Here is a 26,079-nt window from a genome sequence, read left to right as displayed (position 1 = left end):
AACGTCCGCGTGGTCAGGACCGTCGACCGAGACCTCTACCGCGAACGCAACAAGGTCGAACGGTTCTTCAATCGTCTCAAACACTTCCGCGGCATCGCAACGCGATACTTCAAAACCGCAGCAAACTTCCTCGCCGCACTTCACCTCGCTTGCTCAAGGCTCTGGATCAGACATTATGAGTCCACGACCTAGTCGCCGATCGTTGCGCCGGTCACGCCGTCGCCTTGCGTGGAGAAGGTCTGGCCGGAGGTGAAGGACGCGGTCAGGTCGTCGTTCACGTTGTCGACGCCGGTGGCGACGGTGGACAGAACGGCGATGGCCAGGCCAACCAAGGCGGCGGTCAGCACAACCCAGTCAACGGTCACGGCGCCGGATTCGTCTTTGGCAAATTTGTTGAAAAGCTTGATCATTGTAGGTCCCTCCAAAGGATCTGAAGTTCAGGTTCGCTCGTTTCACTGACCTTGTCGGACGGTCCGTAAGGCGTCTGCCCTTCTGTCCGGCTCGGTATGACGCCATATGGCCAGTGGATTGGGGCAAGAGTTGGGCGCCCATCGTGCAATTTTGAGCAATGGTGATTTTTGGCCAATCTGGCAGCCAAGGCATTGTAAATAAATAATTTAAATCTGGATTCTCTGCCGATATGCCGCTGCCCTTCCGGCGCGATTTGCGCCGAAACCGCAATTTTCTGGCTCTGGAGGCGAAAATTTGCGATGCTCGGAAACAATAAAAATGAAAACAGAGGCAGAGCAGGACACCGCATGAAGCGGCGCTTCTCATTCTTGACGCTGGTCGTGGCCCTGGCGGGCGCGGGGCATGCCGTGGCGGAATCGCCGTGGCAGCAGCAGGATTTTACCTTCAAGCGCATAAAGGTGCCCGAGGCCGGCGCAGGCAAACGCATCACCGTGCAGATCGATGACTCGGTGCAATGGCCGCCGCCCCCGGTGAAACGCGACAGGGAAAAGGCCGGGGCCGAGGAGGGGGCGGCCGTGTCCGTTGCGGCGGCCGCGGCGGCGCCTGCACCGCAGGCCGATCTCACCAACTGGTTCTGGCAGGGCGTTTCCCCTCTGTTGTCCGACAGCGGGCCGGGGCGGCTCGCGCTCGCGGTGTCGCAGTTGCGGCGCTCGCCCGAGGGGCAGGGGATCGGCGTGCCCCGGATGCAGACCTTGCAGGACATCGCGACCCGCCACGGGACGGACATTCTGAAGGCCACGATCGGCACGCGGGTCTCCCCGGCGCTGGTGCTGGCGGTGATCGGGGTGGAATCCTCCGGCCGCACGCAGGCCGTTTCCTCCGCCGGTGCGCAGGGGCTCATGCAGCTGATGCCGGCGACGGCGGAGCGCTTCGGCGTGGAGGACGTGAACGACCCGGCGCAGAACATCGCCGGCGGCGTGGCCTACCTCGACTGGCTCATGAAGGAATTCGACAATGATCCGATCCTTGCGCTGGCCGGATACAACGCCGGTGAAAACGCGGTGAAGAGGAACGGCGGCGTGCCTCCCTTCGCGGAAACCCGCGCCTACGTGCCCAAGGTGATTTCCGCATGGACCGTCGCGCGCGGCCTGTGCCGGACGCCGCCGGAGCTGGCCACGGACGGCTGCGTGTTCGGCATCCGCACGGCATCGCGCTGAGCGCGACGCGGGGCCGGCTCAGCCGGCGAAGAGATCCGCATGTTCCGGGTGCTTGCGCCGTTCGGCGTTCACGAAGGGGCAGAGCGGCACGATTTTGAACCCCTGCTCCCTGGCATCCTGCACCAGAGCGAGAAACAGCGCCCGCCCGGCGCCGGTGCCGCGCAGGCCATCGGGCACGCCGGTGTGATCGGCGATGACGAGGGAGGGGGGAGGCGACGGAGAAGGTCAGTTCGGCCTCCTGCCCGTCGCGCACGAGGAGGTAGCGGCCCTTGCTGCCGCTGACCTCTTTCCTGATGGTGGCTTCAGACAAGCGTGGCTTCGGTCGCGGCGCGGACTTCTTCTTCCGTCACGCCATCAGCCAGTTCCACCAGCTTCAGCCCGCCTTCGACCACGTCGAAGACGCCGAGGTTGGTGATTATGCGATCCACCACGCCCTTGCCGGTGAGCGGCAGGGTGCATTCCTTCAGAAGCTTGCTTTCGCCCTTCTTGTTGGTGTGATCCATCACCACGACGACCCTTCCGACCCCGGCCACCAGATCCATCGCGCCGCCCATGCCCTTCACGAGCTTGCCGGGGATCATCCAGTTGGCGAGATCGCCGTTTTCGGCCACTTCCATCGCGCCCAGGATCGCCATGGCGATCTTGCCGCCGCGGATCATGGCGAAGGAGGTGGCGCTGTCGAAATAGGCCGTCTGCGGCAGTTCCGTGATCGTCTGCTTGCCGGCGTTGATCAGGTCCGGGTCCACCTCATCCTCGGTGGGGAAGGGGCCCATGCCCAGCATCCCGTTCTCCGATTGCAGGGTCACCTCGATGCCTTCGGGGATGTAGTTGGACACCAGCGTCGGGATGCCGATCCCGAGGTTCACGTACCAGCCGTCCTGAAGTTCCTGCGCCGCACGGGCGGCCATCTGATTGCGATCCCACATGGTCAAGCCTCCCGAACCGTGCGTTGTTCAATGCGTTTCTCGTGTTTGCCCTGGACGATGCGGTGCACGTAGATCCCCGGCAGATGGATCGCGTCCGGATCCAGCGAACCGGTCGGCACGATTTCTTCCACCTCGGCCACGCAGACCTTGCCGCAGGTGGCGGCGGGCACGTTGAAGTTGCGGGCCGTCTTGCGGAACACGAGGTTGCCTGTCTCATCGGCCTTCCAGGCCTTCACGATCGAGAGGTCGGCGAAGATGCCTTCTTCGAGAATGTAGGTCTCACCGCGGAACTCCTTGTGCTCCTTGCCCTCGGCGATCACGGTGCCCACGCCCGTCTTGGTGTAGAAACCGGGGATGCCGGCGCCGCCGGCGCGCATCCGTTCGGCCAGCGTGCCCTGCGGGTTGAACTCAAGCTCAAGCTCGCCCGAAAGATACTGGCGCATGAACTCGGCGTTCTCGCCCACGTAGGAGCTGATCATCTTCTTCACCTGCCGCGTCTGCAGCAGGATGCCGATGCCGAAGTCGTCCACGCCCGCGTTGTTGGAGGCGAAGGTCAGATCCTTCGTCCCGGCATCCTTGATGGCCTGCAACAGAAGTTCCGGAATGCCGCAGAGGCCGAAGCCGCCGGCAGCGATGAACATGCCATCCTGCAAAAGCCCGTCCAGCGCTTCCGCAGCAGAGCCGTAAACCTTCTTCATGTCAGATTTCCCGCAATTGCTCTCTCCTGCCGGATGTTGTGACGCGGCGTCGCGGCGGTGTCAATGAAATGCCGCAACGCAGCGTGAAAAGGGGGGCGCGGGGCAAGGAGAGGCTGTGCGAAAGGGGCAGAGCCCGCGCCGGCGCGGGCAAACAGGGGGCGGACGCGCCTGCCGCTTCGGTCGGCGCGCAAAGAAAAAGCGGCGCCGAAGCGCCGCCGTTTCAGTCCTTGGCCGTCTTCTTCGCGGTGGTTTTCTTTGCCGCGGTTTTCTTTGCCGGGGTCTTTTTCCGGCCGCCCTTCTTGGCGGATTTCTCCGCGATCAGCGCCACCGCCTGCTCCATCGTCACGCTGGCCGGGTCGGTGTCCTTGGGCAGGGTCGCGTTGACCTTGCCCCATTTCACGTAGGGGCCGTAGCGGCCGTCCATGATGTTGACGGGCCCGCCCTCGTCGGGGTGTTCGCCCAATTCGCGGATCGGCTTGGCCGCGGCGCTGCGGCCCCGGCCGGGGTTGGCGCGTTTCTCCGCGATCAGCTCCACGGCCCGGTTCATGCCGATCTCGAAGACGTCCGCCGGATCCTTCAGGTTGGCGTAGACGGGTTTGGCCTCGTCGGGCAGCTGGTGCATCAGGTAGGGGCCGAAACGGCCGAAATTCGCCGTGATCCTGCCGCCCTCGGGGTGCTCCCCGATCTCGCGCGGCAGCGAAAGAAGCCGCAGCGCCTTTTCCAGATCCATGTCGTCCTTGGACCAGCCGCGCGGCAGCGAGGCCCGGGGCGGTTTCTTGTTCTCGGGCGTGGCTTCGCCGCGTTGCACGTAGGGGCCGAAGCGGCCGGCCTTCAGCCAGATCTCATCGCCGTCATCTTCGCCGAGCAGGCGCTCGTCGCCATCGGCGCCTTCGCCGGCGATCGGGCGGGTGTAGGTGCATTCGGGGTAGTTGCCGCAGCCCACGAAGCCGCCGGTGCGCGAGCTCTTGAGGTGCAGCTTGCCGGTGCCGCACTTGGGGCAGATCCGCGGATCGGAGCCATCCTCGCGGGGCGGGTAGAGCTGCGGCGCAAGCGCGTCGTCGAGCACGTCCAGCACCTCGGAGATGCGCAGCTCGCTGGTTTCGGCGATGGCCGCGGAGAAATCGCGCCAGAAGTTGGCGAGCACCTCCTTGTAGTCGCGGGCCCCGGCCGAAACGTCGTCCAGCATGGCTTCAAGCTCGGCGGTGAACTCGTAGCCCACGTATTTGCGGAAGAAGTTCAGCAGGAAGATCGTGACGATCCGGCCCTTGTCCTCCGGGATCAGGCGGTTCTGCTCCTTGCGGACGTATTCGCGGTCCTGGATCGTGGTCACGATGGAGGCATAGGTGGAAGGGCGGCCGATGCCGAGCTCTTCCATCCGTTTGACCAGCGTGGCCTCGGTGTAGCGGGGCGGCGGCTGGGTGAAGTGCTGATCGGGGGTGACCTTCCGTTTCTGCGCCGGCTCGCCTTCCGACATCTGCGGCAGGCGCTTGTCGTCGTCATCGGCCGCGGCATCGTCGCGCCCTTCCTCGTAGACGGCGAGGAAGCCGTCGAACAGCACGACCTGCCCGGTGGCGCGCAGCTGCACCTGCTGATCGGCGCTGCCCACGTCCACCGTGGTGCGCTCCAGCCGGGCGCCGGCCATCTGGCTGGCCAGCGTGCGCTTCCAGATCAGATCGTAGAGCCGGCGCTGGTCCGGTTCGAGCTTGGCGAGCTGGGAGGCATCCACCGTCATGTCCGTCGGGCGGATGCATTCGTGGGCTTCCTGCGCGTTCTTGGCCTTGTTCTTGTAGATCCGCGGCTCGGCGGGCACGTATTCGGGGCCGAAGCGGTCGCGGATGGCATCCCGCGCTGCCGTCACGGCCTCCGGCGCCATGTCGATGCCGTCGGTCCGCATGTAGGTGATATAGCCGGCCTCGTAGAGCCGCTGGGCGGCGTTCATCGTCTGGCGGGCGCCGAAGCCGAACTTGCGGCTGGCCTCCTGCTGAAGGGTCGAGGTCATGAAGGGCGGCGAGGGGTTGCGGCTGGCCGGCTTGGCCTCGACCCGCTGGACGGTGAGGTCGCGGCTCTCGATGGCGTGCACCGCCAGTTCCGCCGCGGATTGGTTGTCGAGATCGTATTTGTCGAGCTTCTTGCCGCCAAGGACCGTGAGGCGGGCCTCGAACTCCTGCCCGCGGGGCGTTTTCAGCAGGGCCTTCACGCTCCAGTATTCGCGGGGCTTGAAGGCCTCGATCTCCATCTCCCGCTCCACGATCAGGCGCAGGCAGACCGATTGCACGCGGCCGGCGGAGCGGGCGCCGGGCAGCTTGCGCCAGAGCACCGGCGAGAGGTTGAAGCCCACGAGGTAATCCAGCGCGCGGCGGGCGAGATAGGCTTCGACGAGTTCCATGTCCACTTCGCGGGGGTGGGCCATGGCCTCGGTCACCGCCGATTTCGTGATCGCGTTGAAGACGACGCGGCTCACCTCGGTGGATTTCTTGATCGCCCGGCGCTTGGTGAGCGCTTCCTGCAGGTGCCAGGAGATGGCTTCGCCCTCGCGGTCGGGGTCGGTCGCGAGGATGAGCGTGTCGTCATCCTTCAGCGCGTCGGCGATGGCCTTCACGTGTTTGCGGGAGTCCGCGCCGACTTCCCATTTCATAGCGAAATCGTGCTCGGGATCCACGGATCCGTCTTTCGGGGGCAGGTCCCGGACATGGCCGTAGGAGGCGAGGACGGTGTAGTCTTTCCCCAGATACTTGTTGATTGTCTTGGCTTTCGCCGGGGATTCGACAACGACGACGGGCATGAATTTCCTCTCGACTCTTCCACGGGCGTATGGCGGCGCAAGATGTGGCGGCGAATTGAGGATTGTCAATGGCGCCGATCACACAAAGCGGGCCGCCGCCTGCCGATCGACGGGGCGGGCGCGAGGGCCGGCCGGGCGCGCGCGGCCGTCAGGCCAGGGCCACGAGCCCGCCCGGAGCGCGGCGGATTCGCCCGTCCAGTTCGAGGGCGACGAGCCCCGGAGCCACGGCCCCGGCGGGCAGGCGCAGATCGCGCACAAGCTGATCCTCGGCGATGGGGGAGGGGCCGAGCCGGGCAAGAATGGCGCGGTGCAGTTCCGCCTGCGCGGGCAGGCCGCCGCCGGGGCGTTCCTCATCCGGCAATCCGGGCAGCGGCGGCGCGGCCTCCGGCACGGAATGGGCCGCCGTGTGTGCACTGCTGTGTGGTTGGGCGGGTTCCCGGGCCGGGCCGATCACTTCGAGAATGTCGTCCACCCCGCGCACCAGCGTGGCGCCGTCGCGCAGCAGCAGGTTGCAGCCCGAGGCACGGGCATCGAAAGGGTGGCCCGGCACGGCCATCACCTCGCGCGACTGGTCCGCGGCGAAGCGGGCGGTGATCAGGCTGCCCGAGCGGGCGGCGGCCTCCACCACCACCGTGGCCCGGCCGAGGCCCGAGACGATCCGGTTGCGGCGCGGGAAGTTCCGCGCCTGCGGGTAGAGCCCCATCGGCATTTCGGAGAGGATGCAGCCCTTGTCGGCGACGGCCGCGGCAAGGGCGGCATTTTCTTTCGGGTAGATCACGTCCACCCCGCCGGCGAAGACGGCGAGGGTGCCGCCCTCCAGCGCCGCGTCATGGGCGGCGGCATCGATCCCGCGCGCCAGCCCCGAAACGACCAGATATCCCGCTTCGGCAAGGCCCGCCGCCAGCCGCCGGGCCATGCGCAGGCCGAGCGACGAGGCATTGCGCGCGCCCACCAGCGCCACCGCCGGGCGGGCCAGCAGCGCCGCATCGCCCCGGATCCAGAGCAGAGGCGGCGCATCTTCGGTTTCCTTCAGCAAGGGGGGGTATTCCGGATCCGTCAGCAGGATCATGCGGGCACCCGCCGCCTTCGCCGCGGCGCATTCCCGTTCCGCGGCTTCGAGGCTGAAGGGGGTATAGTGCTCAAGCCCGGCGGCGCGGGCCACTTCGGGCAAGGCCGCGAGCGCGGCTTGCGCGCTGCCATGCTCGGCCATCAGCCGGTGGAACGTCGAGACCCCGACACGTTGCGAGCGGATCAGGCGGAGCCACGATACACGGCCACCTTCCCCCGTGGGTGAGGTGAGTGGGGGGCGGGGAAGGGCGGCATCTTCCTGCATCGTGGCTCCCTTGGCTTGCAGGAAGGATGATGGCCGTTGTTGGTTAATAGGGTATGAATACGCGCCGTTTTCCTTCGCGCGCCACGGAACGGGCCCGCGTCTGGGCTTTTCGCTCAAGGGCATCACGCGCCGGGGAAGGCGCGCTGAAGCGGGGCCGGCCGGCGGCGAGCTATGCGGCCGAGCCGCCCACGGTGAGCCCGCCCAGCAGCAGCGTCGGCTGGCCGACGCCCACCGGCACCCATTGGCCCGCCTTGCCGCAGTTGCCGATGCCGGGATCGAGCGCCATGTCGTTGCCGATGGCGCGGATCTTCGTCATCGCGGTCGGGCCGTCGCCGATCAGCGTCGCGCCTTTCACCGGCGCGCCGATCACGCCGTTCTTCACGCGGTAGGCCTCGGTGCAGGAAAAGACGAACTTGCCGTTGGTGATGTCCACCTGGCCGCCGCCGAAGCCCACGGCGTAGATGCCGTCCTTCACCTCGGCCACGATCGCCTCCGGATCGGCTTCGCCGCCCAGCATGTAGGTGTTCGTCATCCGGGGCATCGGCGCATGGGCGTAGCTTTCGCGCCGGCCGTTGCCAGTGGGGGCCACGCCCATGAGACGCGCGTTCTGGCGATCCTGCATGTAGCCCACGAGGATGCCGTCCTCGATCAGCACGGTCTTGCCCGAGGGCGTGCCTTCGTCGTCGAAGCTGATGGAGCCGCGGCGGTCGGGGATGGTGCCGTCATCCAGAACGGTGACGCCCTTCGCGGCCACCCTCTCGCCGATGCGCCCCGAGAAGGCGGAGGTGCCCTTGCGGTTGAAATCGCCCTCCAGCCCGTGGCCCACGGCCTCGTGCAGGAGCACGCCGGGCCAGCCCGGCCCGAGGGCCACGTCCATCTCGCCGGCGGGGGCGGGCTCGGCGCGCAGGTTCACCAGCGCGATGCGCAGAGCCTCGCGGGCCGCACCCTGCCAATGGGCCGGCTGCACCAGTTCGGTGAGCCCGGCGCGCCCGCCGCCGCCGTGGCTGCCGGATTCGCGGCGGCCGTTTTCTTCCACGATCACCGAGACGTTGACCCGGCTCATCGGCCGCGCATCCCGCACCCGGACGCCGTCGGGGCGCAGGATCTCGACCTCCTGCATGGAGGCGGCGATGGTGGCGGAGACCTGCACCACGCGCTTGTCCAGCCCGCGGGTGAAGGCGTCGATCTCGCGCAGGGTTTCGATCTTGGCCGGGAAGCTGGCCTGCGCGATCGGGTTCTCATCGGAGTAGAGCCGCCGGTTGCTGGCCTTGGGCGCATCCGCCCAGGTGCCGCCGCCGTCGCCCACGGCGAGCCGCGCGGTCTCGGCGGCGCGTTTGAGCGCCTGCTCGCTGATCTCGGTGGAATGGGCGTAGCCGGCGGTTTCGCCGCGCACCGCGCGCAGGCCGAAGCCCTCGGAGGCATCGTAGCTGGCGGTCTTCACGCGGCCGTCGTCGAACACCAGCACTTCGGAGCGCCGCCGCTCAAGGAACAGCTCGCCATCGTCCGCGCCCTGCGTCGCGGCCCGCAGCACCCGCAGCGCCGCCGCCTCGTCCAGCTTGGTTTCGAAAGGGCGGAAAGGGGCCTCGGACATGGGCAAAAACTCCTGATTTACAAGGGGCCTCCGGGGGAAGCGGCTGTTTGCCGCGCAAGAGGTGCTTGTTCGCTCCGCATTAATATGGTTTCAAGCGCTGCGAACACAATGGGATTCCGGCAGGCGAGGGCCGGATGCGTCGGCGGTAGGGAGCTGCCGATCTGCGAACAGGAAACGGACATGCGACTTCTGAACCATCTTTCGGGCCTCTGGGCAGCAGTTCTGGCAACGATTCTGGCAACGGGGGCTTCCGCGCAGGACGCGCTGGGCGATCTCGAAGTCATCGGCAAGCCGATGCCGAAGGGCACGGGCTTCCAGCCCGCCGCCACCGAACTGGCCCGTGACATCCACTGGCTGGACGGCTTCATCCTCGTGATCATCACCGTGATCACTCTCTTCGTCACGGCGCTTCTGGCCTTCGTGATCATTCGCTTCAACCGCAAGCGCAACGCAGAGCCGGCGACCTTCTCCCACAACACGCCCCTGGAAGTGGCATGGACGCTGGTGCCGATCGTGATCCTGGTCGCCATCGGCTCCGTCTCGCTGCCGGTGCTGTTCAAGCAGCAGGAGATCCCGGAAGGCGAGATCAACATCAAGGTGACCGGGAACCAGTGGTACTGGACCTACGAATACACCGACCACGAGTTCGGCTTCGACAGCTTCATGCTGGGCAAGGAAGCGCTCGCCGACTACGGCTACGCCGAGGATGAATACCTGCTTGCCACCGACACCGCCGTCGTCGTTCCGGTGAACAAGGTCGTCGTGATGCAGGTGACGGGCTCCGACGTGATCCACTCCTGGACGATCCCCGCCTTCGGCGTGAAGCAGGATGCCGTTCCGGGCCGGATCGCCGAACTGTGGTTCGAAGCCGACAAGGAAGGCGTCTACTTCGGTCAGTGCTCCGAGCTCTGCGGCAAGGATCACGCCTACATGCCGATCACCGTGAAAGTGGTGAGCGAAGAAGCCTACCAACAGTGGCTGCAAGGCGCCATCGCCGAATACGCCGGCAAGCCGCTGGAACTGAAAGTCGCTTCCGCCGACTGACGACACGGCGTGAGGCGCCCGTGAACGGGTGCCTCCACCACGAGAGAGCCAGACCATGACGGATACCAGCTACGACATCCAATCCAAGGCCGGCCCGCAAGAGGCCGGTTTTGGCGACTATTTCGCGCTGCTCAAGCCGCGCGTGATGTCGCTCGTGGTGTTCACCGCCCTGGTCGGCCTTCTGGTTGCACCGGTCCCGGTGCATCCTTTCGTCGGTTTCTGCGCGATTCTGTTCATCGCCATCGGGGGCGGGGCCTCCGGTGCGCTGAACATGTGGTATGACAGCGACATCGACATCGTGATGAAGCGCACCAAGGGCCGCCCCGTGCCGGCCGGCAAGGTGACCCGCGGAGAGGCCTTCGCCGTGGGGATCGCGCTGTCGGCCATGTCGGTGGTGATGCTCGGGCTCGCCGCCAACTGGGTGGCCGCCGGGCTTCTGGCCTTCACCATCTTCTTCTACGTCGTGATCTACACGATGTGGCTCAAGCGCTGGACGCCGCAGAACATTGTCATCGGCGGCGCCGCCGGGGCCTTCCCCCCGATGATCGGCTGGGCCGTGGCCACCGGTGGGATCAGCATCGAAAGCGTGCTGATGTTCGCGATCACCTTCATGTGGACCCCGCCGCACTTCTGGGCGCTCGCGCTCTTCATGAACGACGATTACACCAAGGCCGGCGTGCCGATGCTGACCGTGACCCACGGGCGCAAGGCGACCCGCACCCACATCCTCGTCTACACGCTGCTGCTGGCCGTGGTGACGCTGGGCATCTCTTTCACCTCCATCGGCGGCCCCGTCTACATCGCCACGTCGGTGGCCATGAACGCCTGGTTCATCTGGGGCGCCGTCGGGCTCTACCGCCGCGACGAAATGACCGCCGAAGCCGATGGATACAAGGCCGAACGCGCTTTCTTCAAAGTGTCGCTGCTCTACCTTTTCCTCCACTTCCTCGCGCTGCTGGCGGATGCCGCGCTCGGGGTGCTTGGACTGGGGGTGTAGCATGGCGATCCAGAAGGAGCACGAGATCCACCAGCGCCGCTTCGGGCGCAACCTTGGCGTCGGCCTGTGCCTGATCGGCTTCGTGGCCATCGTCTTCGGCCTGACGGTCGTGAAGGTGACGCGCGGTGATCCGATGCAAGGCTTCGACCATGCCGTCCGCCCCGAAATGACGGAGGGCAACTGATGGCGATGACGGGCAAACAGAAATCTCTTGCGGCGACGGTCGGCGTGGTGCTGCTTTTCGGCTCGCTCGCATGGGCAGCAGTGCCGTTCTATGACTGGTTCTGCCGCGTGACGGGTTTCGGCGGCGTCACCAACACGGCCGAAGCCGGCTCAGACGTGATCCTCGACAAGACGATCAAGATCCGCTTCGACGCCTCGCTGGAGCGCGGCATGCCCTGGACGTTCAAGCCGGCCGTGCGCGAGATGGAGATCAAGATCGGGGAAACCGGGCTCGCCTTCTACGAGGCCCACAACCCGACCGACCGGCCGATCGCCGGCACGGCCAGCTACAACGTCGCCCCCTATTCGGCGGGCAACTATTTCACCAAGATCGATTGTTTCTGCTTCGAGATGCAGGTTCTGCAGCCGGGCGAGACGGTCATGATGCCAGTGACGTTCTTCGTGGATCCGGAGATCGTCAACGACAGGGAAGCGAAGTATACCGGGCACATCACGCTGGGGTATACTTTCTACGAAACCGATTTGCCCGAGGAAACCGCCGCCGTTGACGCGCCGCGGACGGGCGATGACAGTTAGCGCGAAATGAGGGACGGAAACTAACATGGCGCACGCTAAAAACCACGACTATCACATCCTGCCGCCTTCCATCTGGCCCCTGCTCGGGTCCGTGGGCGCATTCGTCATGCTCTTCGGGGCCGTTCTGTGGTTCCACGACCATGGTCCGTGGATGTTCCTCATCGGCCTCGTCGCAGTGCTCTACGTCATGTTCGGCTGGTGGAAGGACGTGATCGCCGAGAGCCTCGCGGGTGATCACACCCCGGTGGTGCGCATCGGCCTGCGCTACGGCTTCCTGATGTTCATCATGTCCGAGGTGATGTTCTTCGCGGCCTGGTTCTGGTCCTTCTTCAAGCACGCCATGTATCCGATGGGGCCGGAAAGCCCGGCCGTGGACGGCGTCTGGCCGCCCGCCGGCATCGAGACCTTCGACCCTTGGCACCTGCCGCTGATCAACACGCTGATCCTGCTGTGCTCCGGCTGCGCCGCCACCTGGGCCCACCACGCTCTGGTGCATGAGAACAACCGCAAGGATCTGCGCAACGGCCTGATCATCGCCATCCTGCTGGGCCTGATCTTCACCGCGTTCCAGGCCTACGAATACAGCCACGCGGCCTTCGGCTTCTCGGGCAACATCTACGGCGCCAACTTCTTCATGGCGACGGGCTTCCACGGCGCCCACGTGATCATCGGCACGATCTTCCTCTTCGTCTGCCTGCTGCGCGTCTACGCCGGCCACTTCACCCCGGAGAAGCACGTCGGTTTCGAGGCGGCCGCATGGTACTGGCACTTCGTGGACGTGGTGTGGCTCTTCCTCTTCGCCGCCGTCTACATCTGGGGCTCCTGACCCCGCCGGGCGCGGCGATCTGATCCGCGCCCGATCACCGAACAGGAAAAGCGCGGGGCTCAAGGCTTCGCGCTTTCGCATTTGACCCAGGAGCGGTGCCCTCGTGTTCAAACGGATCATCCTGCCGCTGATCTTCGGCCTCGGCGGCGCAGCCATCCTGATTTCGCTGGGTGTGTGGCAATTGCAGCGGCTGGCCTGGAAAGAGGCCATCCTCGCCGAGATCGATGCAACGATCGCCGCCGATCCGGTGCCGGTTCCGGCGGCGCCCACGCCCGAGGCCGACCAGTTCCGCCCGGTGACGGCCTCGGGGCTCATCACCGATGAAGAGATCCACGTTCTGGGCAGCGTCAAGAAGATCGGCCCCGGATACCGCATCATCAGCGCCTTCGTCACCGATGACGGCCGCCGCCTGCTGCTGGATCGCGGCTGGGTCGGGCTGACGGCCAAGGAGACGCCACGCCCGCCGGTGCGCGCGACGATCACCGGCAACCTGCACTGGCCCGACGAGATGAACAGCTCCACCCCCGCGCCCGATCTGAAGGCCGGGATCTGGTTCGGCCGGGACATCCCGGCGATGGCGGCGCATCTCGATACCGAGCCCGTTCTCATCGTGCTGCGGGAAACGTCGGAAAGCGAACAGGTCACGACGCCTTTCCCACTCGACTCCTCCGGCATTCCGAACGATCACTTGGAATACGTTCTCACCTGGTTCGGTCTCGCGATCGTCTGGTTGGGGATGACAGCGTTCCTGCTCTGGCGTATCAACCGCAAAACCCTCTGAAGGCACAGGCGATATGAAATACATCTCCACCCGCGGCAAAGCCCCTGAACTCACCTTCGAGGACGCCATGCTCACCGGGCTGGCGCGCGACGGCGGGCTCTACATCCCGGCCGAGATCCCGGTGATGCCCAAGGCCGAGATCGCGGCGCTTGCGGGGCTCTCCTACGAGGAGATCGCCTTCCGCGTCATGCGGCCCTTCGTCGGCGATGCCTTCACCGACGAAGACTTCGCCGAGATCATCCAGAAGGCCTACGCGGGCTTCGGCCATGCCGCCCGCGCGCCGCTGGTGCAGCTTGGCCCCAACGATTTCCTGCTGGAGCTGTTCCACGGCCCGACGCTGGCCTTCAAGGATTTCGCCATGCAGCTGATCGGCCAGCTCTTCCAGGTGGCGCTCAGCCGCCGCGGCGAGCGGGTGACGATCGTGGGGGCGACCTCGGGCGACACCGGCTCCGCCGCAATCGAGGCCTTCCGCGGGCTCGATGCCGTGGACGTCTTCATCCTATTCCCCAACGGCCGGGTCTCCGAGGTGCAGCGCCGCCAGATGACGACCCCCACCGAGGCCAACGTCCACGCGCTGGCGCTGGAGGGCGATTTCGACGATTGCCAGGGCAAGCTGAAGGACATGTTCAACGATTTCACCTTCCGCGACGAGGTGCGGCTGGCGGGGGTGAACTCGATCAACTGGGCGCGCGTGCTGGCGCAGGTCGTCTACTATTTCTCCTCCGCCGTTTCGCTGGGCGCGCCGCACCGCGAGGTGAGCTTCACCGTGCCCACCGGCAACTTCGGTGACATCTTCGCCGGCTACATCGCCAAGCGCATGGGGCTGCCGATCAGGGATCTGGTGATCGCCACCAACCAGAACGACATCCTGCACCGCACGCTGGAAACCGGCGCCTACACCACGCAGGCGGTGGCGCCTTCGATCAGCCCGTCGATGGACATCCAGGTCTCCTCCAACTTCGAGCGCGCGCTCTATTTCGCCTACGGCGGAGACGGCAACGCCGTGGCGCAGCTGATGGCGGAGCTGAAGGAGAAGGGCGCTTTCCCGGTGTCGCAGGGGGCGCTTGAGAGCCTGCGCGAAACCTTCTCCTCCGGGCGGGTGTCCGAAGAGGAAACCCTTGCCGCCATCGCGAAGTTCCACGCCACCACGGGCGAGGTGCTCTGCCCGCATTCCGCCATCGCCGCCGAGGTCGCGGCGCGGCGCGGCACCGAGTCGACGCCGATGGTGGCGCTGGCCACCGCGCATCCGGCAAAGTTCCCCGATGCGGTGGAACGCGCCTGCGGGCAGCGCCCCGCATTGCCCGCGCGCATGGCCGATCTTTTCGAGCGTGAAGAGCGGCTGACCGAAGTGCCCAACGATCTGGCCGCACTGGAAGCCCTGATCCGGGAGCGCATCTCCAAGTGACTGTAGAAATCGCACGTCTGAGCAACGGCGTCCGCGTCGCCACGGAACACATGCCGGGGCTGCGGTCGGCCTCCATCGGGATCTGGATCACCGCCGGCGCCCGCAACGAGCGGCTCGAGCAGAACGGCATTGCCCATTTCCTCGAACATATGGCCTTCAAGGGCACCGAGCGGCGCAGCGCGCTGCAGATCGCCGAGGCCATCGAGGACGTGGGCGGCTACATCAACGCCTATACCAGCCGGGAGATGACGGCCTACTACGCCCGCGTGCTGTCGCAGGACGTGCCGCTGGCGATGGACGTGCTGGCCGACATCGTGCTGAACCCGGTGTTCGACCCGAAGGAGATCGAGGTCGAGCGCGGGGTGATCCTGCAGGAAATCGGCCAGGCGCTGGACACGCCGGACGACGTGATCTTCGACTGGCTCCAGGAAGAGGCCTACCCGGATCAGCCCATCGGGCGCACGATCCTGGGGCCCAGCGAGCGCGTACGGGCGTTCTCGCGCAGTGATCTGGCCGGTTTCGTGGCCGAGCAATACGGGCCGGAGCACATCATCCTCGCGGCTGCGGGCGGCGTGGATCACGACGCCATCGTGCGCGAGGCCGAGAAGCTCTTCGGCCACCTGCCGCGCCGCGGGGATCTTCCCGTGGAAGCCGCGTCCTTCCGGGGCGGCGAACGGCGTCAGGTGAAGGATCTGGAGCAGGTCCATTTCACCATGGCCTTCGAAGGGCCGAGCTACCGCGACGAAACCATCGAATGCGCCCAGGTCTTCAGCACGGCCCTGGGCGGGGGCATGTCCTCCCGCCTGTTCCAGGACGTGCGTGAGAAGCGCGGCCTCTGCTATACGATCTTCGCCCAGACGGGCGCCTATGCCGATACCGGCCTGACCACGATCTACGCCGGGACCAGCGCCGAGCAGATCGGTGAATTGACCGCGCTGACCGTGGACGTGCTCAAGCGCAGCGCCGAAGAGATGACGCAGGCCGAAGTGGACCGCGCCCGTGCGCAGATCAAGGCCGGGCTGCTGATGGGGCTCGAAAGCGCCTCGGCGCGGGCCGAGCGGCTGGCGCGCATGATCGCCATCCGCGATCGCGTGCCCAGCATTGAGGAGACCGTCGCGCGCTTCGATGCCGTCACCCTTCAGGACACCCGCGCCTTCGCCGCGCAGATGGTCGAGGCGCGCCGAGTCGCCATGGCGCTCTACGGGCCCGTTGAGGCCGCGCCGGGGCTCGCGCAGGTGAGCGAAAGGCTCGCGGCCTGATGCTTGGGCGTCGGCGCAAGCTGCGGCTCGTGTCGGAGCGCCTCGTGCTGCGTCTGCCGTCCCACGGGGATTTCCGCGCCTGGGCCCATCTGCGGCAGGAGAGCGCGGATTTCCTTCAACCGTGGGAGCCGAGCTGGTCCGAGGCGCATCTGACCCGCAAGAGCTTCACCAACCGCGTCTACTGGGCGCAGCGCAGCCTCGCGCAGGACATGGCGGTGCCGCTGTTCCTGTTCGATCGCCAGACCGACAGCCTTTTGGGGGCGATCACGCTCGACAACATCCGCCGCGGGCCGGCGCAATCGGCGACGCTGGGCTACTGGGTCGGGGCGCGCTACGCCCGGCAGGGCTACATGGGCGAGGCCATCCGCGCGGTCGTCCACCACGCTTTCCACGAGATGGATCTCTCCCGCATCGAGGCCGCCTGCCTGCCGGAGAACGCCGCCTCGCGCGGGGTGCTCGAGAAGTGCGGCTTCAAATACGAAGGCGTCGCCCAGAGCTATCTCCAGATCAACGGCCGCTGGCGCAACCACGTGCTCTACGCAAACCTGCGGGGCGACAGGCGGGGCAAGACGCAGGCCGGATAGGGCGCGACCCTCATGCCGCCTGCGCACTCCGCGGCGTGACTTCCGCGAGGTTTCCCCTATCCTTTAGGCGCAGGAAGGGAGCCGATGTTTCAAGATCTGATCCACCACGCCGCCGTCCGGCCGGCCCTGGCGGCGCTGCTGGCACTGAGCGCGCTGCCGCTGGCCGCATCGTCACTGGCCGCGCAGGAGCGGCGCCCCAGCCATTGCATCGCGCTGGCCGATGCCGCGCCCGGAGTCTCCTCCTTGCAAAAGGCCTCCTTCACGGCGCCCGTGGAGGCGGAAACGCTGCGCATCACCTACGTGGATCACGCCACCTTCCTGCTGCAGACCGCCGGCGGGATCTCGGTTGCCACCGATTACACCGGCTACCTCGGCCTCGTGAATTTCGTGCCCGACGTGGTGACGATGAACCACGCCCACTCCAGTCATTGGACGGCGCGCCCGGATCCGCGCATCCCCCATGTGCTGAAAGGCTGGGGCGACGGGCGCACGCCGGCCGATCACCACCTCGATCTGGGCGAGATGCTGATACGCAACGTGCCCACTGACATCCGAAGCCGCTACGAGAGCGATTTCGTGGAGACTGGCGGCAATTCGATCTTCGTCTTCGAGGTGGCCGGCCTCTGCGTCGGCCATCTCGGCCACCTGCACCACGAACCCGACGCGGCGCAATACGCGGCCCTCGGGCGGCTCGACGTCGTGATGGCGGCGGTGGACGGGGGGATGTCGCTCGACACGGCGACGATGATGAAGATGCTCACCCGCCTGCGCGCCTCGGTGGTGATCCCGATGCACTGGTTCGGCCGCGCGACGCTCGACGGATTCCTCGCCGGCATGAGCGAACACTACGTGATCGAGCAGCGCGGCAAGGCCACCTATACCGCCAGCCTGCGCGGACTGCCGCGTGAGCCTACGATCGTCGTGCTGGAGCCGGCCTTCCTGCGGGAAAGCGAATTCTGACTTGCGGGCCGCGGGTTTGCATGCATGTTGCGCCCAGACCTGAAGGACACGCCCATGCTCAACCCCGCCGATGACGCCTTCCGCGCCCAGCTCGCTCGGAGCCTGCCGGAACAGCTGTTCCGCCCCCTGACCGCCGCCTACCTCGAAGAGCCGCGCGGGCGCTACACCGGCCAGGGCGGGCTGCTGCTGGCCCCGGAGACGGTGGAGCAGGTCTCCCGCATCGTCGCCGCCTGTGCAGAGGCCCGCGTGGGGGTGGTGCCCTTCGGCGGGGGCACCGGCCTCGTGGGGGGGCAGATCCTGCCCGAGGGGCCGGCGCCGGTGATCCTGTCGCTGGAACGGATGAACCGCATCCGGGCGGTCCACCCCGAGGAAAACCTGATGATCGCTGAGGCCGGGGCCATCCTGCACGACGTGCAGACCGCCGCCGCCGAGGCGGACCGCCTGTTCCCCCTCTCGCTGGCCTCAGAGGGCTCCTGCCGGATCGGGGGCAACCTGGCCACCAACGCCGGCGGGGTGAACGTGCTGCGCTACGGCAATGCCCGGGATCTCTGCCTCGGGCTCGAGGCGGTGCTGCCCGACGGCCGCATCTGGAACGGGCTGAAACGGCTCCGCAAGGACAACACGGGCTATGATCTGCGGAACCTCCTGATCGGCGCCGAGGGCAGCCTCGGGGTGATCACCGCAGCCACGCTGCGGCTGTTTCCGCGCCCGATCCAGGAAGGCACGGCCCTGTTCACCGTGCGCGATCCTGGCGCCGCTCTCGAACTGCTGGCGCTGGCGCTGTCGCTGACGGGCGGCGGCGTCAGCGCCTTCGAACTGATCCACCGGGAAGGGCTGAATTTCCTGACCGAAACCATGCCCGAAGTGCGCCAGCCCTTCGCCGAGCGCCCCGAGCGCCCGGAGTGGATGGTGCTCGTCGACCTGGGCCTCGGGCAGGGCACGCCACCGGCCGAACTGCTGGAGGCGATCTTCGAACGGGGGCTGGAGGCAGGCCTGGTGAGTGACGGGCTGATCGCGCAGAACGAAAGCCAGCGCGCGGCCTTCTGGGCGGTGCGCGAAAGCATCCCGCTGGCCAACCGCAGGATCGGTTCGATCTCCTCCCACGACATCTCGGTGCCGCTGGACAGCATCGCGGATTTCATCTCCGAGGCCACGGAGGCCATGCAGGCACTCGGCCCGGTGCGGATCAACTGCTTCGGCCACCTCGGCGACGGCAACCTGCACTTCAACGTCTTCCCGCCCCGAGGGCAGAGCCGCGCCGATTTCGAGCATCTGCGGGGCAAGGTGAAACGGGGCGTGCACGACCTCGCCGCGGCCTATGGCGGCTCCGTGTCCGCCGAACATGGCATCGGCCGGCTGAAGGTCGATGATCTGGAACGCTACGGGGACCCGGCCAAACTGGCGGCCATGCGGGCGATCAAGGCGGCGCTGGATCCCGCCGGCATCATGAACCCGGGCGCCGTGCTGCGCGGCTGAAACGGCCCACTTTGTTCCGGAAATATCCCCGCCGGAGGCAGAAAGTCTCCGGCGCCCAGGCGCCGGACCGGGCGGGGGCTCTGCCCCCGCACCCCCGAGGTATTTGGCGCGAGAGGAAGGGGTCAGTCCTCGTTGATGTCACGCTCCCAGATCTTCACCTGCCCGTGGCCTGCGCCGAAGATCCGGCGCAGGAGCCACCAGGCGAGGCCGGACAGGAGGGCGAATACGACGAGCGTGAGGGGCAGGGAGGCCGCCATGGCGGCGCTCGCCGCGCCGGGCAGCAGGAAGACGAGGCCGACGAGGGCGGCGCCGATGGCGAAGCCGAGCAGGATGAAGCCCGGCGCCAGCACTTCGAGGATGGCCAGCACGAGGCCGGCGGCCATCCAGAGCCACCATGTTTCCCACATCAGCCCTTGCCCTTCAGCATGGTGAAGGCGTCGGCGAAGGCGTCGATCGCGTTTGCGGGCACGACGACCGTCTGCTTGCCTTCCCCCTGGCCCAGGGCGACGAGCGCTTCGACCTGTTTCAGGGCCACCTGGTATTGCGCCGCTTCAAGGCCGTTCTCGCGGATGGCCGCTGCCACGACGCCGGTGGCGTAGGCTTCGGCGTCGGCTTCGATCCGGCGGGCCTTGGCGCTCTGTTCGGCGGCGTAGAGTTCGGCGTCTGCCTGAAGCTCCACCGCGCGCTTGTGGCCCTCGGCCTCGGTCACCTGGGCGCGGCGGGCGCGTTCGGCGTTGAGCTGCTGGAGCATGGCGTCGCGGGTGGCCTGATCGAGGTTCACGTCCAGGATTTCGGCCCGGGTCACCTCGATGCCCCAGTTGTCCACCGCATCCTCCACCTGCTGCTTGATCGAGGCGATCAGCTGCTGGCGGTTGGACTGCACTTCGTCGAGTTCCATTTCGCCGATGCCCGAGCGCACGATGCCGGCCACGGTGGTGGCGATGGCGGCGTCCACGTCGCGGATCCGGTAGACCGTCTTTTCCGGTTCGAGGATGCGGTAGAACACCGAGGTTTCCACCTGCACCAGCACGTTGTCGGCGGTGATGGCGTCCTGCGTGGCGTTGGGCAGCTGGCGCTCGAGGATCGAGATCTTGTGGCGCACGACGTCCAGAAACGGGACGATGAAGTTGATCCCCGGGCCCAGCACGCTGCGCAGACGGCCGAAGCGTTCGACCACGTATTTCTCGGACTGGGGCACGATCTTCACGCCCTTGGCGATGCAGATGATCAGGAAGATCGCCAGCAGCAGCAGGGTCAGCCCGCCTTCGGGCAGCACGCCCAGCACGTCATCAGGTGTCAAATCGCTTCTCCGCCAGTCGCTTCATTCCATCTTGGTATGCACGGTTCGTGCAGCGAGTTCAAAGGCCTTCGAATTCGCAGAGCGCAAAGACATCCATGCCCATCGCCTCGAGCCGCTTGCGGCCCCCGAGATCGGGCAGGTCGATGATGAAGGCGCAGCCGACGATCTCGGCGCCGAGCCGCTCCACCAGCTTGATCCCGGCTTCCGCGGTGCCGCCGGTGGCCAGCAGATCGTCCACGATCAGCACCTTTTCGCCCGGTTGCAGCGCATCGTCGTGGATTTCGACGATCGCCTCGCCGTATTCCAGCGTGTATTCCTCGCTGATCGTGGTGCCGGGCAGCTTGCCCTTCTTGCGGATCGGGACGAAGCCGACGGACAGCTGGTGCGCGATGGCGCCGCCGAGGATGAAACCGCGCGCCTCCAGCCCGACGACCTTGTCGATGCGCTCGCCGGCGTAGGGGTGCAGCATCTGGTCGATCGCCATGCGGAAGCCGCGCGGATCGGCGAAGAGGGTCGTCACGTCGCGGAACAGAATGCCTTCGTGGGGGAAATCCACGATGGTGCGGATGTAGTCTTTCACGTCTTTTTTCATGGCGCTTGCCTGAGCCCTCTCGCAGCGATTCCCGAATGTTCGCGCAGACTAAGCGCGGCGGGGGGCGCGGTGCAATGCGGCTGTGGTGCGCTCCGTCATGCCGCCCGGCGCAGGCTCGCCGTCAGCACGCCCATGCCGATGAGCACGGCCCCGCCGCCGCGCGTGATCCAGGTGAGGATCGCGGGACGGGAGATCACGCGGCGCAGGCGGTCGGCGGCCAGCGCGTAGGCCAGCGCGTTGAGCGTGGCGAGGGTCACGAAGGTGGCGACCAGCACGGCGAACTGCGGCAGCAGGGGGGCGCCGGTGTTCACGAACTGGGGCACGAAGGCGATGAAGAAGGCAATCGATTTCGGGTTCAGCGCGGTCACGACGGCGTTGTGGGTGAAGACGCCGCGCGCGGTGATGTCGGTTTCGGGCACCGAAAGCCCCGCGCTGGGGGCGGAGCGGATCAGCTTGATCCCCAGCCACACGAGGTAGGCCGCCCCAACCCATTTCAGCAGTGTGAACAGGGCCGCCGAGGTGGCCACGAGCGCGCCCAGCCCGGCGAGCGAAAGCGACATCGCCACGAAATCCCCCGTGGCCACGCCGGCGGCCGAGGCCACCGCCACCGAGCGCCCCTTGGAGAGCGCATAGCTCAGCACCAGCAGGATGGTGGGGCCGGGAATGATCAGCACCGCCGTGGAGGCGGCCACGAAGGCGAGCCAGAGTTCGAAGGACATGGGCCTTCCTCCCTCAGCCCGCGAGCACGCGGCCTGCGACGGCATCGAGCTTGGCCAGAAGCGCCGGGTCGCGTTTGTCCGGCGTGGTCAGGATGGCGTATTCCAGCGCCTTGTCGCAGCCGTGGGGGCAATCGGCGCGCTCGGCGCCAAGACGCGCGGGCAGGCCGGCCACGAGGCCACGGGCCTTCTCTGCGTTGCCCATGAGGGTCTTGATGATCTCGGTCACGTCCACCTCGCCGTGGTCCGGGTGCCAGCTGTCGTAGTCGGTGATCATGGCCACGGAGGCGTAGCAGAGCTCGGCCTCGCGGGCGAGCTTGGCCTCGGGCATGTTCGTCATGCCGATCACGTCACAGCCCCAGCTTTCGCGGTACATCTTGCTCTCGGCCAGCGTGGAGAACTGCGGGCCTTCCATCGCCAGGTAGGTGCCGCCGCGATGCACGGTGATGCCGGCGGCCTTGGCCGCATCCTCGCAGGCATCGCCGAGGCGCGGGCAGGTCGGGTGCGCCACGCTGACATGGGCCACGCAGCCGGTGCCGAAGAAGCTCTTTTCACGCGCGAAGGTGCGGTCGATGAACTGATCCACGATCACGAAATCGCCCGGCGCCATATGCTCGCGGAAGGAGCCGCAGGCGGAGACGCTGATCACGTCCGTCACGCCGAGCCGCTTGAGCGCGTCGATGTTGGCGCGGTAGGGCACGGTGCTGGGCGAGTGAACATGCCCGCGCCCGTGGCGGGGCAGGAAGGCCATTTTCACGCCGTCGAGCGTGCCGGTGAGGATCTCGTCCGAGGGCGTGCCCCAGGGGCTTTCGACCGCCTGCCAGGTGGCTTTTTCCAGCCCGTCGATCTCGTAGAGGCCGGAGCCGCCGATCACGCCGATCATCGTCTCTTTCATGGGGAACTCCTTTTCGCGCGGCTCAGGCGTCGTCGGGGCGTTTCAGGGTGAAGACCTCGGCCACGCGGGTGTAGTCGCGGTAGCCGAGGCGGGCGAGCGGCTGGAAGGTGGTGATGTCGAACATCCCGTCCTTCAGGCAGTCGTCGCGCATGTGCACGCCCACCACCTCGCCGATGGCCATGTAGTTGGAGGGGCCGCGCAGCTTCACCACCTCCACGAGGCGGCATTCCAGCGCGGCGGGCGCGCCGGCGACCATCGGGCAGTCGATCTCCCGGCATTGCGCCTTTTCGATGCCGACGCGGGCGAATTCGTCCACCTCGCGCTCGTAGGCGCCGGAGGTGTCGCTCATGGCCTGGAAGGCGGAGAATTCCACGATGTTCACGCAGAAGACCCCGGTTTCCTCGATGTTGCCGAGGCTGTCCTTGCCGCGCGGGCGGTCGGGCTTGTCGGACGTCGAGGAGAACATCACCTGCGGCGGGGTGTAGGCGATGGCGTTGAAGAAGGAATAGGGGGCGAGGTTGTCGCGGCCATCCGATCCGCGGCTGGAAATCCAGCCGATCGGGCGGGGCGTGACGATGGCGTTGAAGGGATTGTGCGGCAGGCCGTGGCCGTCTTGGGGGCGGTAGAACATCCGGGCGATCCTAATGGTTTGCCCAAGGGGTAGCGCCGTGCTAGGGGCGTTTCCACCCCTGAAGGATAAAAAACGTGTCATACAGGCTGGCCCGGGAAACGAAAGACGACTGGTGGGAGGTGGAAGCCCTCTACGATACCTGTTTCGCACCGGGCCGCGAGGCGCTGTCATCCTACCGCCTGCGCGCGGGCGTGCCGCCGGTGGCCGATCTCTGCACGGTCGCCCGCGACGACTCGGGCATCCTTGCCGGGGCGATCCGCTACTGGCCGGTGATGATCGCGGGCAAGAGGGCGCTGCTGCTGGGGCCGATCGCCGTGCACCCGACGCGGCAGGGCGAAGGGCTGGGCGGGCAGCTGATGTACGAGAGCCTGGCCAATGCCGCCAAGCACGGCTGGGAGCGCATTCTTCTGGTGGGCGACTACCCCTACTACAGCCGCTTCGGCTTCGAGCGCCTCGACGCGGTGCGGATGCCGCCGCCGACGAACCCTGAGCGGGTTCTGGGGATGGAGCTGGTGCCGGGCGCCTGGGAGGGTGTCACGGGCGATGTCGTCCGGATGCCGGATGAACACCTCTGATATCTGAAGCCCCGGCCCCGTGGCTCGAGCGACCAGGCCGCCGCCGGGCCGCCACCGGTGCGGCGTCAGAGGATCATGTCCTGCGTCTGGAGCCATTCCTTGACCGGTTTGCGCACCGATTGGATGCCGCTGGCGCGGGCTTCGTCGATCACCGCCTTGGCTTCGCGCAGATCGACCCGCCGCAGGAGGTTCTTCACCGGCCCGATGGAGGCCGGGCGCATCGAAAGCTGCCGCAGGCCCATGGCCGCGAAGCAGAGCGCTTCCACCGGCCGGCCGGCATCCTCGCCGCAGAAGGAGACCGGCGTGCCCGTTTCGTTGCAGCGGTTCACGATCTGCTCGATGAAGCTCAGGTAGCTGACGTTGAGCGTGTCGTAGCGCCGGCGCACGCGCTCGTTCTCGCGGTCCGCGGCAAAGAAGAACTGCTTCAGATCGTTGCCGCCGATCGAGATGAAATCCGTCATCTCGAAGAACTGGCGCGGGGCGAAGGCGAGGGAGGGCGTTTCGAGCATCGCGCCGATCTCGATCTTCTCGGGCAGCGGGTGGCCGAGGCGCGCTTCGCGGTGCAGCTCGCCCTCCACGAAGGCCCGGGCCTCGCGGTATTCGTCGAACTGGGCCACGAAGGGGAACATGATCGTCAACGGCCGCCCGCTCGCTGCGCGGATCAGCGCCTGAAGCTGCATCCGCATGACGCCGGGCTTGTCGAGACCGACGCGGATCGCGCGCCAGCCCAGAGCCGGGTTCGGCTCGTCCTGCGGCTTCATGTAGGGCAGCACCTTGTCGGAGCCGATGTCCAGCGTGCGGAAGACGACGCGCTTGCCGCCGGCGGCGTCCATGACGCGCGCGTAGATGGCGGCCAGTTCGGCGCGGCGCGGCATCTGGTTGCGGATCAGGAACTGCAACTCGGTGCGGAACAGCCCCACGCCTTCCGCGCCGGAACTGTTGAGCGAAGGCAGATCGGCCATGAGACCGGCGTTCATGTGGAGCTGAACGACCGTTCCGCATTTCGCCTGCGCCGGCAGATCGCGGATCGAGGAATAGCGTTCCTGCGCCTGCGCCTGCATGGCCATCTTGTCGCGGAAGGCGTTGACGATGCTGTCTTCGGGGCGCAGGTGCACCACGCCCTGCTCGCCGTCCACGAGGATGTGATCGCCGTTCAGCGCCTCGGTGGTGATGCGGCCGGCGTGGATCACGAGGGGGATCGCCAGCGCGCGCGCGACGATGGCCGCGTGCGAACCGACGGAGCCTTCCTCCAGCACGATCCCCTTGAGCTTGCGCCCGTAGTCCAGAAGCTCGGCGGGCCCGATGTTGCGCGCCACGAGCACCGGATCCTTCGGCAGTTCGGCCCCGGTGTCCTTGCCCTGCCCGGTGAGGATGCGCAGCAGCCGGTTGGAGAGATCGTCCAGATCGTGCAGGCGGTCGCGCAGGTAGGCGTCCGGGCTCTGTTCCAGCCGGGCACGGGCGGCGGATTGCTCCTTCTCCACCGCGGCCTCGGCCGAAAGCCCGCGGGCGATGTCTTCCTCCATGCGCCGGCGCCAGCCGCGCGAATTGGCGAACATCCGGTAGGTTTCCAGAACCTGGAGCTGCTCCTTGTCGCCGGTGCCGGCGGAAGACAGCAGCTCGTCCACCGAGACCCGCAGTTGCTCGATGCCGTCGTTCAGGCGGCGCAGCTCGGCGTGGGGGTCGTCCGCGATCGGGTTTGTGACGACGACGCGCGGCTCGTGCAGGAACACGTGGCCTTCCGCAGTGCCTTCCTGCCCGACGGTGCCCTTGATCATGACGGGATGCGTGTGAAGCGCCGAGAGCGCCTCGCCCTCGCCGACGAAAGCGCCCAGTTCCGTCATCTCGGCCAGAACCATGGCCACGACTTCCAGCGCGTAGATCTCGTCATCGGAGAACTGCCGGGCCTGCTTGCTCTGGACGACGAGAACGCCCAGCCTTTCGCCCACGCGCTGGATCGGCACGCCGAGGAAGGAAGAATAGATCTCCTCGCCGGTCTCCGGCATGTAGCGGAAACCCGGCTCCGCCGGGGCGTTGGCGGTGTTGATCACGCGGGAGAACTTGCCCACGCGCCCCACGAGGCCCTCGCCCAGACGCATCCGCGTCTTGTGCACGGCTTCCGGGTTCAGGCCCTCCGTGGCGCAGAGTTCGAGCGTTTCTGCGTCCCGGAACAGGTAGATCGAGCAGACCTCCGTCTGCATGGAGTCGGCGATCAGGTGGGTGATCCTGTCGAGCCGTTCCTGCCCGGCGCTGCCTTCCGCCAGGGCATCCTTCAGACGCCCCAGCAGTTTGCGGCTTTCGCTTTCGGTTCTTTCCGACATGGC

Annotated in this window: 27 protein-coding genes and 1 pseudogene; 14 read left to right on the top strand and 14 right to left on the bottom strand. The window is 66.9% G+C overall.

The features are described from left to right. A partial coding sequence (locus PSA7680_RS15270; protein WP_217808310.1) for a transposase occupies positions 1-192 on the top strand: 192 nt, incomplete at its 5' end. Here the strand turns inward: PSA7680_RS15270 and PSA7680_RS15265 are convergent. Then, the gene (locus PSA7680_RS15265; protein ID WP_085868479.1) at positions 189-410 is read right to left on the bottom strand and encodes a Flp family type IVb pilin; all 222 of its coding nucleotides are present in this window, start codon (positions 408-410) and stop codon (positions 189-191) included. The two genes, PSA7680_RS15270 and PSA7680_RS15265, sit on opposite strands and share 4 nt — an antisense overlap. A gap of 348 nt (positions 411-758) precedes the next feature. On the opposite strand from PSA7680_RS15265, the gene PSA7680_RS15260 reads away from it, so the two are divergent. Further along, complete coding sequence (locus PSA7680_RS15260; protein ID WP_085869588.1) at positions 759-1,628, top strand: lytic transglycosylase domain-containing protein; 870 nt, start codon at positions 759-761, stop codon at positions 1,626-1,628. Positions 1,629-1,646: 18 nt separating this feature from the next. Here PSA7680_RS15260 and PSA7680_RS19170 read toward each other — a convergent pair. The 6 genes and pseudogenes from PSA7680_RS19170 to tldD all read right to left on the bottom strand — a co-directional run bounded on the left by PSA7680_RS19170 (position 1,647) and on the right by tldD (position 8,958). Beyond that, positions 1,647-1,938: pseudogene (locus tag PSA7680_RS19170) on the bottom strand (GNAT family N-acetyltransferase). Next, on the bottom strand, positions 1,931-2,554 hold the full coding sequence (locus PSA7680_RS15250; RefSeq protein ID WP_085869587.1) for a CoA transferase subunit B: 624 nt from the start codon (positions 2,552-2,554) through the stop codon (positions 1,931-1,933). The pseudogene PSA7680_RS19170 and the gene PSA7680_RS15250 overlap by 8 nt, the downstream one beginning before the upstream one ends. Positions 2,555-2,556: 2 nt before the next feature. Further along, complete coding sequence (locus tag PSA7680_RS15245; protein ID WP_085869586.1) at positions 2,557-3,252, bottom strand: CoA transferase subunit A; 696 nt, start codon at positions 3,250-3,252, stop codon at positions 2,557-2,559. A 220-nt stretch (positions 3,253-3,472) separates the two neighbouring features. Then, positions 3,473-6,034: a type I DNA topoisomerase gene (topA, locus tag PSA7680_RS15240; protein ID WP_085869585.1), complete on the bottom strand. Its 2,562-nt coding sequence runs from the start codon at positions 6,032-6,034 to the stop codon at positions 3,473-3,475. 148 nt (positions 6,035-6,182) lie between these two features. Beyond that, positions 6,183-7,367: a DNA-processing protein DprA gene (dprA, locus tag PSA7680_RS15235; RefSeq protein WP_085869584.1), complete on the bottom strand. Its 1,185-nt coding sequence runs from the start codon at positions 7,365-7,367 to the stop codon at positions 6,183-6,185. Positions 7,368-7,536: 169 nt separating this feature from the next. Next, on the bottom strand, positions 7,537-8,958 hold the full coding sequence (tldD, locus tag PSA7680_RS15230; RefSeq protein ID WP_085869583.1) for a metalloprotease TldD: 1,422 nt from the start codon (positions 8,956-8,958) through the stop codon (positions 7,537-7,539). Positions 8,959-9,138: 180 nt separating this feature from the next. Here tldD and coxB point away from each other — a divergent pair, with 180 nt between their 5' ends. The 11 genes from coxB (at position 9,139) to PSA7680_RS15175 (ending at position 19,049) form a co-directional block, all read left to right on the top strand. Next, entirely contained in the window at positions 9,139-10,002 is an 864-nt protein-coding gene (gene coxB, locus PSA7680_RS15225) for a cytochrome c oxidase subunit II (protein WP_085869582.1), read from the top strand. Between the two features lie 55 nt (positions 10,003-10,057). Next, the gene (gene cyoE / locus PSA7680_RS15220; protein ID WP_085869581.1) at positions 10,058-10,999 is read left to right on the top strand and encodes a heme o synthase; all 942 of its coding nucleotides are present in this window, start codon (positions 10,058-10,060) and stop codon (positions 10,997-10,999) included. 1 nt (position 11,000) lies between these two features. Next, positions 11,001-11,183 (top strand): cytochrome c oxidase system small membrane protein, encoded by a 183-nt coding sequence (locus PSA7680_RS15215; RefSeq protein ID WP_085869580.1) that lies wholly within the window; start codon positions 11,001-11,003, stop codon positions 11,181-11,183. After that, the gene (locus PSA7680_RS15210; protein WP_085869579.1) at positions 11,183-11,758 is read left to right on the top strand and encodes a cytochrome c oxidase assembly protein; all 576 of its coding nucleotides are present in this window, start codon (positions 11,183-11,185) and stop codon (positions 11,756-11,758) included. The genes PSA7680_RS15215 and PSA7680_RS15210 overlap by 1 nt, the downstream gene beginning before the upstream one ends. A 25-nt stretch (positions 11,759-11,783) precedes the next feature. After that, complete coding sequence (locus tag PSA7680_RS15205) at positions 11,784-12,584, top strand: cytochrome c oxidase subunit 3 (RefSeq protein WP_085869578.1); 801 nt, start codon at positions 11,784-11,786, stop codon at positions 12,582-12,584. 103 nt (positions 12,585-12,687) lie between these two features. Further along, positions 12,688-13,365 (top strand): SURF1 family protein, encoded by a 678-nt coding sequence (locus PSA7680_RS15200; protein WP_085869577.1) that lies wholly within the window; start codon positions 12,688-12,690, stop codon positions 13,363-13,365. A gap of 13 nt (positions 13,366-13,378) precedes the next feature. After that, positions 13,379-14,770 carry a threonine synthase gene (gene thrC, locus PSA7680_RS15195; RefSeq protein ID WP_085869576.1) on the top strand — a complete coding sequence of 464 codons (1,392 nt, stop codon included), beginning with the start codon at positions 13,379-13,381 and terminating at the stop codon, positions 14,768-14,770. Next, positions 14,767-16,029: a M16 family metallopeptidase gene (locus PSA7680_RS15190; protein ID WP_085869575.1), complete on the top strand. Its 1,263-nt coding sequence runs from the start codon at positions 14,767-14,769 to the stop codon at positions 16,027-16,029. Before thrC ends, PSA7680_RS15190 begins: the two co-directional genes overlap by 4 nt. Beyond that, on the top strand, positions 16,029-16,613 hold the full coding sequence (locus PSA7680_RS15185) for a GNAT family N-acetyltransferase (protein WP_085869574.1): 585 nt from the start codon (positions 16,029-16,031) through the stop codon (positions 16,611-16,613). Before PSA7680_RS15190 ends, PSA7680_RS15185 begins: the two co-directional genes overlap by 1 nt. 84 nt (positions 16,614-16,697) lie before the next feature. Continuing rightward, positions 16,698-17,573: an MBL fold metallo-hydrolase gene (locus tag PSA7680_RS15180; RefSeq protein ID WP_085869573.1), complete on the top strand. Its 876-nt coding sequence runs from the start codon at positions 16,698-16,700 to the stop codon at positions 17,571-17,573. A 54-nt stretch (positions 17,574-17,627) separates the two neighbouring features. After that, positions 17,628-19,049: an FAD-binding oxidoreductase gene (locus PSA7680_RS15175; RefSeq protein ID WP_085869572.1), complete on the top strand. Its 1,422-nt coding sequence runs from the start codon at positions 17,628-17,630 to the stop codon at positions 19,047-19,049. 122 nt (positions 19,050-19,171) lie between these two features. On the opposite strand, the gene PSA7680_RS15170 is transcribed toward PSA7680_RS15175, so the two are convergent. The 6 genes from PSA7680_RS15170 to PSA7680_RS15145 all read right to left on the bottom strand — a co-directional run bounded on the left by PSA7680_RS15170 (position 19,172) and on the right by PSA7680_RS15145 (position 23,183). Beyond that, positions 19,172-19,459, bottom strand: coding sequence for an NfeD family protein (locus PSA7680_RS15170; RefSeq protein WP_085869571.1), 288 nt, complete (start codon positions 19,457-19,459; stop codon positions 19,172-19,174). Continuing rightward, entirely contained in the window at positions 19,456-20,325 is an 870-nt protein-coding gene (locus tag PSA7680_RS15165; protein WP_370738565.1) for an SPFH domain-containing protein, read from the bottom strand. The genes PSA7680_RS15170 and PSA7680_RS15165 overlap by 4 nt, the downstream gene beginning before the upstream one ends. Before the next feature lie 82 nt (positions 20,326-20,407). Continuing rightward, the gene (locus PSA7680_RS15160; RefSeq protein WP_085869569.1) at positions 20,408-20,941 is read right to left on the bottom strand and encodes an adenine phosphoribosyltransferase; all 534 of its coding nucleotides are present in this window, start codon (positions 20,939-20,941) and stop codon (positions 20,408-20,410) included. A 95-nt stretch (positions 20,942-21,036) separates the two neighbouring features. Continuing rightward, on the bottom strand, positions 21,037-21,660 hold the full coding sequence (locus PSA7680_RS15155) for a LysE family translocator (protein WP_085869568.1): 624 nt from the start codon (positions 21,658-21,660) through the stop codon (positions 21,037-21,039). A gap of 13 nt (positions 21,661-21,673) precedes the next feature. Further along, the gene (locus PSA7680_RS15150; RefSeq protein WP_085869567.1) at positions 21,674-22,552 is read right to left on the bottom strand and encodes an S-methyl-5'-thioadenosine phosphorylase; all 879 of its coding nucleotides are present in this window, start codon (positions 22,550-22,552) and stop codon (positions 21,674-21,676) included. A gap of 22 nt (positions 22,553-22,574) precedes the next feature. Further along, a complete protein-coding gene (locus PSA7680_RS15145; RefSeq protein WP_085869566.1) occupies positions 22,575-23,183 on the bottom strand; it encodes a flavin reductase family protein in 609 nt (202 codons plus the stop codon). A gap of 74 nt (positions 23,184-23,257) precedes the next feature. Here PSA7680_RS15145 and PSA7680_RS15140 point away from each other — a divergent pair, with 74 nt between their 5' ends. Then, positions 23,258-23,758, top strand: coding sequence for a GNAT family N-acetyltransferase (locus PSA7680_RS15140; protein ID WP_085869565.1), 501 nt, complete (start codon positions 23,258-23,260; stop codon positions 23,756-23,758). Positions 23,759-23,823: 65 nt separating this feature from the next. On the opposite strand, the gene ptsP is transcribed toward PSA7680_RS15140, so the two are convergent. Then, positions 23,824-26,076, bottom strand: coding sequence for a phosphoenolpyruvate--protein phosphotransferase (gene ptsP, locus PSA7680_RS15135; protein ID WP_085869564.1), 2,253 nt, complete (start codon positions 26,074-26,076; stop codon positions 23,824-23,826). Between the last annotated feature and the right edge of the window lie 3 nt (positions 26,077-26,079).

Source organism: Pseudoruegeria aquimaris (assembly GCF_900172235.1).
GTDB classification, from domain to species: Bacteria; Pseudomonadota; Alphaproteobacteria; order Rhodobacterales; family Rhodobacteraceae; genus Pseudoruegeria; species Pseudoruegeria aquimaris.
The sequence above is the reverse complement of the archived record's forward strand: the minus strand, read 5'-3'. Positions and strand labels throughout refer to the sequence as shown.